The sequence below is a fragment of the Ferrovibrio sp. genome, assembly GCF_025869515.1.
Lineage (GTDB): Bacteria > Pseudomonadota > Alphaproteobacteria > Ferrovibrionales > Ferrovibrionaceae > Ferrovibrio.
Map to the genome: position 1 here is coordinate 62,182 of NZ_JAOZVR010000118.1, position 13,085 is coordinate 75,266.

11 protein-coding genes are annotated in these 13,085 nt (G+C 55.9%); 6 read left to right on the plus strand and 5 right to left on the minus strand.

Annotation, left to right across the window (positions count from 1 at the left end; translation table 11 throughout):
- Positions 1-360 precede the first annotated feature (360 nt).
- The 3 genes from OJJ21_RS22180 to OJJ21_RS22190 all read right to left on the minus strand — a co-directional run bounded on the left by OJJ21_RS22180 (position 361) and on the right by OJJ21_RS22190 (position 1,976).
- On the minus strand, positions 361-525 hold the full coding sequence (locus OJJ21_RS22180; RefSeq protein WP_297689971.1) for a hypothetical protein: 165 nt from the start codon (positions 523-525) through the stop codon (positions 361-363).
- A gap of 249 nt (positions 526-774) precedes the next feature.
- Positions 775-1,641 (minus strand): GIY-YIG nuclease family protein, encoded by an 867-nt coding sequence (locus tag OJJ21_RS22185; protein WP_297689972.1) that lies wholly within the window; start codon positions 1,639-1,641, stop codon positions 775-777.
- Positions 1,638-1,976 (minus strand): hypothetical protein, encoded by a 339-nt coding sequence (locus tag OJJ21_RS22190; RefSeq protein WP_297689974.1) that lies wholly within the window; start codon positions 1,974-1,976, stop codon positions 1,638-1,640. Before OJJ21_RS22190 ends, OJJ21_RS22185 begins: the two co-directional genes overlap by 4 nt.
- A gap of 208 nt (positions 1,977-2,184) precedes the next feature.
- On the opposite strand from OJJ21_RS22190, the gene OJJ21_RS22195 reads away from it, so the two are divergent.
- Positions 2,185-6,588, plus strand: a complete 4,404-nt coding sequence (locus OJJ21_RS22195; protein ID WP_297689976.1) for a hypothetical protein — start codon at positions 2,185-2,187, stop codon at positions 6,586-6,588.
- A gap of 57 nt (positions 6,589-6,645) precedes the next feature.
- Here OJJ21_RS22195 and OJJ21_RS22200 read toward each other — a convergent pair whose 3' ends face one another.
- Together OJJ21_RS22200 and OJJ21_RS22205 are read right to left on the minus strand one after the other, a co-directional pair.
- The gene (locus OJJ21_RS22200; protein WP_297689978.1) at positions 6,646-8,625 is read right to left on the minus strand and encodes a hypothetical protein; all 1,980 of its coding nucleotides are present in this window, start codon (positions 8,623-8,625) and stop codon (positions 6,646-6,648) included.
- 75 nt (positions 8,626-8,700) lie between these two features.
- On the minus strand, positions 8,701-8,895 hold the full coding sequence (locus OJJ21_RS22205) for a hypothetical protein (protein ID WP_297689979.1): 195 nt from the start codon (positions 8,893-8,895) through the stop codon (positions 8,701-8,703).
- 297 nt (positions 8,896-9,192) lie between these two features.
- Between OJJ21_RS22205 and OJJ21_RS22210 the strand changes: the two genes are divergently transcribed.
- The 5 genes from OJJ21_RS22210 to OJJ21_RS22230 all read left to right on the plus strand — a co-directional run bounded on the left by OJJ21_RS22210 (position 9,193) and on the right by OJJ21_RS22230 (position 13,079).
- Complete coding sequence (locus tag OJJ21_RS22210; RefSeq protein ID WP_297689980.1) at positions 9,193-9,552, plus strand: DUF6634 family protein; 360 nt, start codon at positions 9,193-9,195, stop codon at positions 9,550-9,552.
- A gap of 90 nt (positions 9,553-9,642) precedes the next feature.
- Entirely contained in the window at positions 9,643-9,957 is a 315-nt protein-coding gene (locus OJJ21_RS22215; protein WP_297689982.1) for a hypothetical protein, read from the plus strand.
- A 5-nt stretch (positions 9,958-9,962) separates the two neighbouring features.
- Positions 9,963-10,796, plus strand: a complete 834-nt coding sequence (locus tag OJJ21_RS22220; protein WP_297689984.1) for a metallophosphoesterase — start codon at positions 9,963-9,965, stop codon at positions 10,794-10,796.
- A gap of 32 nt (positions 10,797-10,828) precedes the next feature.
- Positions 10,829-12,349, plus strand: coding sequence for an AAA family ATPase (locus OJJ21_RS22225; protein ID WP_297689986.1), 1,521 nt, complete (start codon positions 10,829-10,831; stop codon positions 12,347-12,349).
- 178 nt (positions 12,350-12,527) lie between these two features.
- On the plus strand, positions 12,528-13,079 hold the full coding sequence (locus OJJ21_RS22230; protein ID WP_297689988.1) for a hypothetical protein: 552 nt from the start codon (positions 12,528-12,530) through the stop codon (positions 13,077-13,079).
- Positions 13,080-13,085 lie beyond the last annotated feature (6 nt).

The following is a 13,085-nucleotide window of genomic DNA, read 5'->3' on the forward strand; positions in this document are numbered from 1 at the left end:
CGCGAGCCGCAGGGCCAACGAGATTCGGGCCTACAGACATGTCCGTCCGGGCCACCAAGGATGCCGTCCCGCGACGGGCTACAATCCCCACTTGCCGCGACAATGTCTGAATGGTGGGAATACCCGGCCAAGAAAAAATGCTGACATCTGATGACGGCAAGGAGGGCCGTATATCTTCGCGGAGAAGCAGCAGCCGAACAGGAAGGCCGCTAAGCCGGTCAACTGGATTGCTCGTTACGTGCCGGTAAACTGCAGAAATCGGCATGGGCCTACGCCGGGGTAACATTGCGCTTTTGCGCGCGAGTGCGCTGCCGCGAAGTAAGCAATCAGTTAGTGATGCCCGCCTACAAATATACTCTCCTAATCCTTGTCGTAGTCATAGCTGTAGAATGGCAGGTCTTTGAACATGATTTCGGTCATGGCCAAATCTGACGGCGCCAGCTTGGCCAGAGCTCCAGCCAGCTTCCGGTTAATGGATTCTTTGGCCAGGCTGCCAATGATGTAGCCGACGGTGTATTTCGCCATGATGGTCCTCCCGGGTTGATAAACTAAACCCGGTGTAGACGGTCAAGTTCCCGGCCAGTTTCAGAGGGCTGTTTTAAATGTGCAATCTCTACAGCTTCACCAAAGGCCCAGGCGCCATCCATGAATTCCTGGATGTCGTGACAAATGTTGCAGGCAACATGCAGCCCCAGCCCGGCATCTTCCCTGATTGTTTGGTGCCTATCGTCAGGAACACGCCAGTTCGCGGACGGACGGCATGAGTTTGCTCTTCTAAGGGCGCACGCCTATACCCTTGTACCAAGCGTCTTCCAGGTCGCGCTTCGAACAGCGGAATCGTTCATATCCAACGCCGAACTTCTTGAGCAGCGAATGGACTTCTTGTTCGATTTCATGCGCCCTATTCAGGTTCTGCCATTTCTCCGTGTACTCCAGCTTCCAGTCCTCTCCAGTAACTTCGACCGGTACGTGTTTGTTGATTTCTGCGCATCGGGACTTCGGATCTATGGCTCGCCCAACCTTCCACAGGTCATGTTTCCCGTACTTCAATACGTAGGTATATGCCGGAACTGACGCATCATGCGTAACCTCACCCGACCAGCTTGATGGTGGCGGCCCCGGCCGGGTTTTTCGTCCAGCAAGAAGGTCGTCGAGTTTACCGAGTCGTCTGCGAATTTCGTTTTCCGGGAGTGGGTGCTCACGCCAGTTCAGCCCCAGCACAAGCTCCTTGTGCGGGCTGAGGACTTCTACTGCCGAGTAAGTGGCAGAGTACGTTAGCTGCGGCATCACGTCGGTCAACAATGGCCTGTCGACCGCCTCCCAGGCCTTGGTCATCAACAGGGCCTTTGGCCATTTAAATATGCCAGTGTGGTCGCCGTACGGCTCCCAGTTGCCAGGTTCCGTGTCTTCGCGGCGGACTACAGTGAGGGTGTCAACCGGTACTCGGCCTATCTCGGCCATTCCGAGAATACGCCCCTGGTCTGCCTCGTCGGCATTCTCGTTTTTGGTGGCGACAAAAATGATGCGATCGCCGACATCGCTGTCATCGAGCAAATTCTGGCGATACCCCTCTGCATTGAAGGTAATCACCGGCCAGGTCGTCGGGTCAAAGCCCCAGATACGAGTAGCGAAGAGCTTCATTGTCTGCCCTTCAGCCGGTAGACATCGCTCTCAGGACGCCGAAGGATTCCTTCGCAGGCGCGACGCCCCTCGATGACCTCGACGCCTTCGATAATCAGGCGGATTATCCAGAGACCGTCCATTTCATCTAGTTCGACCAGACCCTGCTCCTTCAGGAATATAAAATCCTGCCGAAGCTCTTCGTGAGCGCACCCGAAGCCCTTTTCCTGGACGATGTCTTGGATGATGGGGAGGTTGGCGAACCTCGAACTCAAGTCATACAGGACACACAAAACAGCCGTCCGACGATGTTTCGCCACGGTCTCGGCTAGAAAGTTTCTATTGTGCAATGTCATTCGATTCGGTCCTTCATCTGCGAAGGATGATACCACGGACATAGATTCACGATTCTTGACGCGGTTTTACCGGCGTTCGAAAGTTGAATGGGTGGGTTAAATTGTGAATACAATAGTGTGCAAGGCTACGGTAGATGCCCGAGACGGCCGATGATCAGTCAACAAATTATTTCGGCTACGTTCATCACGTATATTGGGGAAGTTTTCGATGTCCAACTTTGAGCCTTTGCTCACCGCACTTCGTAACAAGAAGGCTCAAAGCAGCTCTGGCTTCGAAGGCCTTTTGCGTGACCTGCTGAAAGCGATATCCGGCCGGGATTTCATGCTCTCGAAAGGTGGGGAGCAAGGCGGCACCGATGGTCGCACACCGTTCGACCTTTCGAAAACGTGCATTGCGTTCGAAGCCAAGCGATTTGGGGCCAATAGCAAACTTCAGTTCGACGAAGTAGAAGCAAAGTTGGTTGAGGCCATTCGGACAAAGCCCGAAATGGACGTCTGGATTCTCGTCATTTCAAAGGAGATGAAAGAGCAGGATTGGACGAGACTCCGAGCTTACGCCGAACAACATGGCGTGACAGCAATATGCCTCGACTGGAGAACAGGCCCTGGCAACCTGCCACTGCTGGCTGCCCTATGTGCCGCCGCCAACCACGTTTCGACTGCTCATCTACCAAAAAACGTCGGAGCCTCACTGAAACAAGCGGCAAAACACCCTGAATTCGCTGGCACAGTCGACAATCTTCGGCAGCTTCTGGTCTCACCCGAAGTTGGTTTTCCGATTGCCCGGGAAGCTACTTACAAGTGGATCAGAAAAGTGGTGTCGTCGCGCTCAGATGCGCGCTTCCATCTTCGCTCGGATGCCGACATCCGTGGACCCGGTGTCAACTATGTGGTTCGCAAAGGCCCTAATGAGGCCATGAACAACTGGCTCAATTCTAGCGACGTCGGACCCGCCGTGGTTATTGGAGATGGAGGGCGTGGCAAAACCTGGGCCACTCTTTCCTGGAGCCTGAATACGTTCTCCGCGGCCGATGGGCCGATGTTCGTCATCCTACCCGCCAGGGATGCAAACCCGAATTTAGACCCAGAACTCCTTATCGCTACTGCAATCAACCGCGCAACCACGGAGATATCAATCGATCGACTAGTCCAGCGGGTCCGACGCTGGGGAGCGTTGATTGACCGACCGAGGTTTGCCCTACTTATTGATGACCTGAATCAAGCCTGGAGCACTGATTGGGATGCACTCGTCCGGAAGTTTCAGCAAGAGCCTTGGCGTGACTCGGTACGGTTGCTTCTCACATCGAGAACTCAATACTGGCGCGACGATATCCAGTCTTTGAAAGGGGCTTCGCATAAGCCATTCTCGGAAATAACCGTATTGGATTTCGACAAGCCAGAATTGACAGAGTTCCTACGGTTGAATGGGACGACTCTGGAAGAAATTCCCCGCGGGCTTCATAAAATCGTTCACGTTCCACGTCTCGCGAAGCTCGCCCTAACCCTTCAATCACGATTCCGCGATTCTGAGGACATCACGGCCACTCATCTTGTACTGGAGGATTGGCGCTCCAGAATTGATGAACGCGGAAGTGCAATTCGACTGACTGACGAAAAGCTACTCGACGTTATCGCTGAACTCGGACGTGAGGCCCTTCCAGACACGAAATTCTCGATTACGCAATCGAGACTCGCCGCGATACTGGGCAAAGAAAGTGGGCGAGACTCCGATTACTATCAGAGCACCATCAGCGAAATTGTCGAAGGACACTGGCTTAAAGCGAGCGATCTACCGCATAGCTATAAAATCAATGAAGACTTGCTCCCCTATGCGATTGGCCTGGATCTAGCCAAGCAAGTTGAAAGCCTTACAGACCCGCTCGCTATCCAGGAAATTATCGCAGAATACAATGAGCACCTGCGTGGCGATGGCTTGGGGGTTGCCATTTTGCGTGCCGCAACGGCGATGACGTTTATTCAAAGGCGGGCAACACGCGAGGCTCGCAGCATTTTACTGAAGGCCTGGCTAGAATCTCAGAATTTTGGCACCGGAGACTTCTCGGAGTTCTGGCCACTTATTGCAATCGGCCCAGAGGTCGTCATCGACTACGCCGAAGGGCTATGGCTTTCCGACCCGTATCACTACCATGAGAAAGAAGTTCTATGTAAAGGACTAGCCAACGCTACCAAATGGCAGCCTGTCCTGCAGTTACTCGCCAAGCGCATGCCAAGGTGGTGCGGCACCTTTCAATTCGACCGATTTCACGAAAAACACAGCAGCATCCCATACAGCGAAGAACGCGCTTCATATACTCGGCAGCACCTGGATGCATGGAAGGCTGCCGAGACGCAGTACGGTCGCCCACTGGCTCAGAATCTTTGGGAATGCATGGCCACACAAGGCATCACCAGCGCTCTGACAATACTGTCCTATGTGCCGCGCCTTCCGTTTATAGATACCATTCTGACGATACTGCTTTCCCGTAGTGTGATGGGTGAAGACCAGTTTGTTAAGGAACTTGAATGGGTCCTCCGTATAAACGAGTTCGACCATGATGAGCTTGAAGCCGCTCTTATGGGTGAATTGAGAAATCTCGTTGGCCTTAAGAATGTCACCGGCAATACCATGGCTACATTCTTGGGTCGCGCCATCGGCACTCCACAGGCTGCCGCACTTGCGCCGGGCTTTCCACCGCTCAAATTCTCGTATCGGGCCCAGGACGAAAGACGAGGGTTTGTCCGCAACGGCACCACCATCGAGTGGCGCCATCGGGGGCCAGTTGACCAGAAATATGTGGCCGGGACCCAGTGGCTGAATGCGCTTTCATATTATGGCCCGCACCTGACGTTGCACCTGTCGCGTAAAGCGAGCTCCGCACTCAAAACACTGACAGAGATGCTGGCACCGGAAATGGTGGACAGTAAGCTTAACAGCGGTTCCCTGATGCTGTCTGGATTAGCTCGATGGGCACCTGAGAAGTGTGCGTCATTGATGAAGGAACTTTATCTTTCAGCCGCCCGCGACCCAATGGAAATGCCGAAATGGCTTATGGATGCACTACCGGGTTGTTTCCTGTTCTTCGATGACGGTTACAAAGCTAGCTTGCTTCGTATTGTGCGACGCAAGCTAAAGGAACCTCCTCTCGACGATGAAAAGCAGGAGAACCGTCGTCTTTGGCGTCTGCACACCCTCTCCATTGCGGCCATGAGAGGAAAGCCAGCCAGGGAGCAGATTGCAGAGCTGTTCTCCTATTTGCCGAGGCTGCTGCTCGATAAGAACATCGTCGATTCATTGAGCGACCCGACAACTGCAGATGTAGATTTTGTCTTCAACCAATGGATTGCCAATGGCGATGTCATCACACAACGGCTTGGGCTGAACTATCTGAATAATGTGAAGCTTCCGGAATTGCCGGAGTCTGCCAAGCTTGCCTTGGAACTTATTAAGAGTCCGGACAAGAACCTTCGTGGAGACGCCATGGAATTCATATGGCGTTCCGATGACCAGCGTCTTGGAGAAGCCGTTGCTCTGAGCGATTGGTCGTTCGAGGTCGGTCAGGAAAGCACCGAGGCCATTGGCGGCACGTTACTTATTTGCAAGTTCGGGAAAAAGCTACGTTTCGAAGATGCGGTCAAACGCATTCACCGCCCCGCCATTGGAAAGCTCGTAGAAAAACGCGGATTGTTGCCTAGCGAAGTTCAAGCCTTCCGTGACGAACTTTGGTCACTAATCGACCTGATGGGCAAAACCAGGACCTATACTGTCAACTACGGGAATGACTTTAAGGCCGAGAAAGCCATGAAGCTTGCCCTGTCTATGAATGAGTGTGAGTTGATTTATAAGCTAAGGGATGCTGCTCAGGCCGGGCTGGTATTTGGTCTATTTGATAGCTTCCCACTCGTCAGATTCATTCGCGCGGCTTTCGAGCTTGATGTTGTTGCTGCAGTGGATATCTGGAGGGCGGTACAGAAGACTCACCGCAGGCATTCCATGCGAGCAGGCGACCTTGACGCGGTCATATTTGACGCCCCCCTTAATGATGCCGTCGACGCCGTCTGGCGGGAAGTTGTCGGTGAGGCTAATACCGACAAGGATTTATTCACTCGGATTACGAATCTGTTGCTCAACGGTCAGGAAGCATGGATTGCATCATTTGCTTACGGGGAGCTTTTACAGAAAAACCCCGCGCACATTGCACGCGGCATTACCGTCGCGGGCTTCCTGCACAATACCCCCGTCGCCCAAGCACTATGGTCCATCATTGATGCAGTTCCGCTCGAAGGTTGGCTTGACCACATCAGAGAGAAAGCCAAGCGAACCTTCATTCGAAACTCCGACGGGTGCCATTGGCTGACCGAATTCCTCGCCACTGAAGATCCAGAGAAGGCATATGGATACTTCCAGCTTTTCCATGACCTCCTAGATGACAGGTTTATCGTTTGGGCTAGACCCCTCATAGCGGCGGCAAAGCCTGATCTCAGCGAAGACTGGCTCTTCCATATCGACGCCACTGAGGTGGTTCGAAGGGATAGGCGCAAGACCGTCTTATCGGAGCGAGACTCGGCGCTCTTCTACACTCCGGTGTCGCGGGAGTTGGCACCATGGTCTTGACTATGGTGGACGGATAAATTTGGCACTGACCATCTAGCGAAGCGGGGATACTGGGTATCAATACCGCTTCTCTTTGCCCTTCGCCTTCTTCAGCAGCAATAGACACCTGTCATATGCATACTGATTCACACAATACTCCATGGGCGACATTCCGAACTCGGTGTGCCTCGAATTAAGGAACCACGGCAGACGTTCAGGGCTGTAGACCACTCTCGCAGCTTTTTCGAGTAAATCCCGGAAGTGCCTTGCCGTCTGCTCGCGCTGATATTCCTCGTTTTCGCGGCGCTTCTGTTCATAGTAGAGCCACTCAATTTCGCGCTCGACCGTATGGCGTCCCTCGTAGCCCTCAGCCGCAAGCTCCAGAGCGGACTTGCCGCCGAACTTTTTCCGCTTCTCCTGCAGCCAGGTCGCGGCATCAGTGAGCCGCTTCGCGGCACAATCGGTCACATAGGCAACTCGCTCCTCCGCTGCCAACCGCGCTTTCTCAATCCGCTCCAGCTCTGTCTGCCGTTCGCGTTCCAGCCGCTCTTGCTCGGCCTTCTTTCGGCGGCCTTCGATTTCATCGCCGATGGCCTTGGCAGTCCGCTGCAATGGCAGCATCAACAGATTGTCAGCGACCTGGCTTCGTCGTTCGACCATACGGGCGACTTCCTGCAGTGCAGATAGCATGCTGTCCGCTTTGGTGCCGTTATGTAGGGCATCGTGGAAGGATACGCCGAAACCATCCTGCTTCCAGTGAACCCAGTCGTCGAAGTCGAAATAGCGCTTTTCCTTAAGCACGGCTGGCCGGATTTTCTCAATTTCCTGGTCGAAAAACTCCAGATTAAAGTCGCGACGCTTTCGGCCTTCTCTGGCTCTCTCCACCATTGAGGAAAGCTTATTCGTGGCAGCCCAGACCTTTTTATGGCCGCCAACCTCGGCGACGAGACCCGATTTGGCCAATGCCCGCAGATATTCGACAACCACCTCCATCGGCGGCCGGTAGTCCGGTCGCTCCGACCTGAGTATGGCCAGGTCGTCATCGCTGGGGGCAAACATCAATCCGGACTGGATGGCTCGCTGTTCAGTAAGCCAGCGGCAGGCCTGGAATAGGTCAATGTTGTAGTATTGGCGCATCCCAACAGCATTGGGAACAATCCATTCGCTCAGCAGCATGGACTGCCACAACTTCGTGGATGCCCGGAAGCAGTAGTCAGCTCTCATCCGAAGGCCGACGTAATTCTCCAGGCCGTCGTCAGCACACTTCCTGTAATAGGGACTGAGCTTCCAATCGTCCTGGTTTCGATTGGGCAGCTTGAGGATAGGCTGAATAATACGGCTCCGCCTCCTGGCTTCAGCGGCGGCCTTTTCGTCCTCAACCTTCTGCTTCAGTGCCTTGATTTCTTCGTCTTCCTTTCGGTGGAAGACCCAGCGGCGCTGAGCATGTTCCAGAATGACCTTGTCCAGATCAGTCGTATCTTCGGGGAGCGGATAATTCCCGAGATAGATTTCCAGAGTTGAGACGTTCCGCTTTCGAATTTCCTCAATCTTCGCGTCATCACAGGGATGCGTGACCGATATCTCGACGTACAACTGTCGACCCTGCTTGGTAAGCAGGACGTCGGGGACAATCTCTTTGAGGTTAGGCTCTAAATCGGAGGTGTCGAAGTCGACTACCTGGCCCTTGCTGACCAACTTTCTGACACCGTCGTATTCGACATCCAAAGCGGGAACGAAAAGCCGCTTCTTCCTGTGGACGAGCTGTTTGGCGTAGAAGTGCATGTTGGTCTCCGGACCAGTCTTGCACCCCTTCTTTTCTTCGGCAGCGTGTTTGAAATGCAGAGCCATCGGTGGCCGTTTATAGGCAACCAGTGGCCGATCGCAGGCAGCGCAAACGCAGTTGCACTTCTTGCCGCGTTCCACGTTTTGGACATGAACCATCGTTCCGTCGGGAAGCTTCCCGAAGACGATTTCGACACGGCCGTCGCCCAGACCTTCGTGAAGGTCACGCCGAGCTTCAGACGGCAGTGTGCCTGCCCATTCCCCCAGTTTTGCCATTCGACGTCAGATACCCTGCCTGCCGTCGAATGGTTCAACATCGGACCCCTCTGCGTCTAGTGCAGCGTAGGCCGCTCAGTCGAAGGGGCGATACCGCCATTCCAGGTACCGCCAGAGAACGAACATGCCGGTTGCGGCAAGCAGACCGACCTGAATAACCGTCCACCAAGAGGTGACGACGCCGAAGGGCATAAGAGTGTATGAGGTCAGGCCGGAACCGAACCCCATATAGGTGGGAAGGAAGACTCTAAACACCGTCGCGATTGCCATGTGGATCTCCTGTTTGTTTGGCCTTTCGTTAGACGGCTGGAATTCCAAACGGTTACAGACAAAATGACGGGCCGCTGAAATACCCATTGACGGGCGCCCTGATTTCTGTTTTTGTTCTCTTCATGGACACAGAGCGTACCCATATCTCCCGGTGCCGCCACCTCGGCCGAATAGCCGTCTGAGCCAGTCTCGGACCCGCGGCCCATACTCTGTCCGACCCTGAGACTGCGCATACCGGCATCGCCCCCTGGAATTTCGCCAGCGGGTACAGCGCAACCTCATCTCAGGGACATTCCCATGTACCGCTTCTCGAAGGACGGCCTGAACAGGCCAGTTGAAGACGACGTGCGCAAACTGCGCGCCCTTGCCGACGACCTCGAACGGCTTGCGCAGGACCAGCAGCCGACGCGCACAGATCTGCACCGTGCTCCCAGTCTCTCGAACTACTGGGTAGATCTCCGCCCAATGTACTGCCTGAAGGGGAGGATCGCAGGCCATCCCCGCATCGAGGGCCCTACGGCTACCACAAGCGACCTATGGGTGTTCGCGCCTGAGCTCGGCTGGGCACGCACATATAGCCGCTGGTACCAACTTCTCGGCAATCCCCACGCCGACAGGTCCCCACCAGGCTTCAGCATCGACACCGGGGGCCTGTAATGATTGCTGCACCCTCCAGCAAACGCCTCGGAGGTCGAATACGGCGCTGACCATCGCGCCGTCGTTCTGACCTAACCAGAGGTAACCGTCATGATTTCGCTCGATCGCCAGATGAATGGCGACCTTCAGCACGCTATTGCCCTAGTCGATGCGCTGGGGCGTGACCTGAAAGCCATCCAGGCAGGCCATCAGCCGCCCGGCCTGGCGACGGCGCCTGTGCTCGACCACGTCGTCCTGAGCAAACGCGTTCTACCGTGCCTGACCGGCCACCTGGTCGAAGCCGGACCGCACAGCTCAGTCGTGAAGACCAGCGAGTTGTGGGTCGCGAACTGGGACCGCGGCTGGGTAAGAGCTCTGAACGGCTTCTACCGCCTGAACCGCGCCCTCGACCTGAAGACAAGGTGAGCGCGATGCCGAACCGCAACATGAAGATTGCGCTTATGAGCGACCTCCATCTGGAATTCGAGGAAGTCTCGGACGGTATCCGACTGCTTCCTGAGCCGACCCACCCCGCCCACGCCGCGAAGGACTTCTATGGGCGCAAATACATGCTGGGACCTGACCTTCATTCCTTGAAGGCGGCTCGGCCCGATATGGTCATCTTGGCAGGCGACATCGCGCTGGGTACCGCGACACGGCGATATGCGAACGCCGTGGCCCGCTACCTTGAGGCGCCCGTCGTCTTTCTACCGGGCAACCATGAATTCTACGGCTCGACAATCGAGTGGGTGACACTGGCGTTATCAGAGCGCGCCGGTCGGGCTGTTTTCGCAGACAACACCGTTCTGAACGAGAACAGGTTTGGAATCCGTTTCCTGTTCACGACGCTGTGGACAGACTTCGACAACAATCCACCCATGCTGAATGACTTCCGCACCATTGGGTACCGCGGAAGGCATCTTCAACCGCGCGATACCAAGCAGCTCCACAAAGACTCAGTCGCATGGCTGGACAAGCAGCTCTCCACACCTTGGGGCGGCAAGACAGTCGTCGTGACCCACCACGCCCCCAGCATGCGCCAGGAACTGCTGAATCCCCAATATAAGGTCACCAACCTAACAAGAGCCTTCCATGCAGAGCTGGAGGACCTGATTGCGCACTACAGGCCAAATGCATGGCTGTTCGGCCATCACCACTGGTGCCTTGACGTCACCATTGATGGAACCCGTTTTGTCAGTAATCAGCGCGGATATCCCAAGGAAAACACGGGAGGCTTCGATGCGGCCAAAATCATCGAGGTCTAGCCAGTGCCTCCGGACCAGTGGACGAGGTAGCCATGCTCACCCCTGTTGATGCAAAGCGGGAAATCGAGCGCCTGCGCACGCGCCGCCGCAACATTGATGACGGCAAGTCTCTGCCAACTACCAAGGAATTGTTGCGAGCCAGCGGGTACATGGGCGGCGACCTGCATTGGGACCTGCGAATGTTTGCAGACATCGCGGCGCGCAGGGTCCGCAGCAACACGCGCGGCGCGAAAGATTTGAAAGCTGCCTTCCAGAACTTGGCGCTCGAAGGTGCCGGTCTGGAAGATCTGCTCGAAATGCGCGCTCTGTTGAAGAAGCACGGCAGCAACGTGCTCGGCCCCAAGACTTCCGCCGCCTACCTGACGCGCTTGGAGATTTATGCAGCGTCGCTGGAGCATCCGCCTGCGATGGAAACGGTCTTGAAGGAATGCCTGTGGCGGGCCATCGAGACGGCACGGCGGCTCGATACTTTTCAGTACCTGAAGGCTGCCATTGGCTGGCACCACATGGCGCACTACCGGCCTTTCCCGGCCGACAATCTGCCCGGCATCGAACAACTGGGCGAGAACGTATTGGAAGCGGCTTACTCGTTCTGGGACGGGCTGCGGGCTACACCGGTCAAGCCTGCGATTAGCGATACGACGAATGAGGAAAAAAAATCCGAGCCGAAACTCGATGAACCTGGCTTCCTGACGGTGCTGGCGGAAGTCGCCAATTCTGACATGACCGTCGGCAAGAAGATTTCTGATGAGTTCAAGGCCATCCTGAAGCGCCCGCTGCCGCTCGTACCGTGCGTCGACCTGCAGAAGGTGCGGGAAACCCTTGTCGCGCAGTTTCCGTGGGCAAGCTCGGTGACGAACACGCTAATCGGGGATATCGGCGCCAAGCCCTACATCCATCACCGGCCGACAATCCTGGTCGGCGAGCCCGGTTCCGGAAAATCGCGCTACTGCCATCGGCTCTATACATTGCTGAATGTGCCGTTTCGGACCTTCAACTGCGGTGGCGTTGCGGATTCCACGTTTTCCGGCACGGCCCGCCAATGGTCATCGGGTGGGCCATCGCTTCCCCTGACGCTGTTCCGCAGCTCCATGACGGCTAGTCCGGCCGTGGTCCTCGATGAAATCGAGAAGGCATCGACCAACCGGACAAACGGCTCGTTGTTCGATGCTTTGTTGGCGATGACGGAACCTGAGTCTGCCAGGTGTTGGTACGACCCGTATGTGCAGGCGCCGCTGAACCTTTCCGGCGTGCTGTGGATGGGCACCGCAAACGATGTAGGTGACATCCCCGAAGTGCTGCGCGACCGCTTCCGCATTCTGCGCTTTGGCGAACCTGCGGCCGACCACCTTGAGACACTCGCACGCACGCTGCTGGCCGAAATCGTTATCGAACGTGGCATGCGGTCCGAATGGGCGCGGCCACTGTCCTGGGCGGAGTTGGAAGCCCTGTGGGCAGTGTGGGATGGCGGCTCTGTACGAGCGCTGAAGCGGTTTCTGGAAGGCGTGCTGAATGCGCGGGAATCCGAGGCGACGCAGGTGGAGCCGAACTGATGAGTAAAGTCTGGCGGTCAGTCCTGCTGACGATGAGGGATCTGCATTCCATCGGCTGTATCTCCGACGAAAAGATGATGGAGTTCGAGAAGCTCTGTGCGCCCGCCCGAAAGAAGAGTCGGAAGCCAAGGCCATCCAAAAAGGCGGCGAGAAGCCGGAAGCCGCGGAGGACGCCCGAATGACCACCGACTCAGACCACAAAGGCGACGACAATGAAATCCCGATGGCGGAAGCAGCCGCAATCCTAGGGCTATCGATGGCGGTGCTCATCCAGAAGATGAAAAACGGCGAACTGCCGTTCCGGCTGGTTCCGGAAGAACGATCGGTAAAGATGCAGGATGTCCAGGAGTTGAAGAAGAGCATTGAACGAAATCGGGAGGCCCTGCGAGCGGTCGCAGAAGACGCCAACGGGCTCGATGACGTCCTTGAGAACACGCCGCCCGTTCTGGGTAGCGGCTCCTTTCTGAAAGACCATGGCTACCCCGACCCGGCCATATCGAAGGAACGCTTCGTGCTGGTGGGCCGCATTCGCTTTGCAGCCGAAGCGACAGGCCTTGACTACAAGGGCATTGCAACGGCGGTCACTAACTCTGGTATCGCGGGCTTTTTCAATGAAGAGCAGATTCTTCGAATTCTCCGCGGTCAGATCCGGAACACGCCGACATCGACCCTGTGGGCTCTGGTGAAGATCCTGGAGATGTATCCCGACCGGCCGACGAAATACTGGTGAGGTAGC